The sequence below is a fragment of the Psychrobacter sp. 1U2 genome, assembly GCF_051847575.1.
Genome location: NZ_JBPYDC010001254.1, coordinates 1 through 653 on the forward strand (window position 1 = coordinate 1; position 653 = coordinate 653).

The 653-nt window shown below is 38.3% G+C and carries 1 protein-coding gene and 1 pseudogene; one reads left to right on the forward strand and one right to left on the reverse strand.

The window, feature by feature from the left end; translation table 11 throughout:
• The coding region (locus ACS8FD_RS21500; protein ID WP_439277368.1) for a GNAT family N-acetyltransferase at positions 1-304 on the reverse strand (304 nt) is incomplete at its 3' end.
• Positions 305-507: 203 nt separating this feature from the next.
• Between ACS8FD_RS21500 and ACS8FD_RS21505 the strand changes: the two are divergent.
• Positions 508-653: pseudogene (locus ACS8FD_RS21505) on the forward strand (bifunctional riboflavin kinase/FMN adenylyltransferase); the annotation flags it as partial.

A 653-nucleotide genomic window follows, 5' to 3' on the forward strand; every position in this document is an offset into this window, starting at 1 on the left:
CCCATGCAACGATTGGTGACTTTGTTTGTGTGACAATCTTATCATCATCTGCTGATATAACCGCTGCTCTAACTACATAAATGGGACGCGTTGGACTATTTAGATGTTCATCAAACCACTCTGCACGCTCTTCACAAGTCACCGGCGTCAAGTTTGCTGTCGCTTGCTTGCCGGCAATACTTTGATTATAAATTGCCAAAATCTCTGGTAAATCCTGTTTATTGGCAAGATGCACCATAAACTGCTCGTCAAGATTGTATATTGATGAATTAGGCGGTATAGCATTCAAAGTAATGTTAGTCATAGAGTTTCCATAGCTAATGGCATAGTAAATAATGAGGCGATGTAACGTTTTTATAGTAGATTGACTATACTTGTATTATCAGCAGACTATAGATGTTAGTGTGACTATTTTACTTTATAATAGCTGGTTTTAGACACATCGTTTTTTAGTACAGGTGTGTTTTTTGTTTTTTTATTTGGTCTTATCTATCATAGCTGAAATTTATGAACACCTATTTTCTTGAGCAACTGATTGCATCACCAAGCACTTTGCCTGCAGATACCAGTCCTGTAGATTTGGCACCTTGCGTGCTTACTATTGGCAACTTCGACGGTGTACATTTAGGTCATCAAGCGATGTTAGCGCAAGT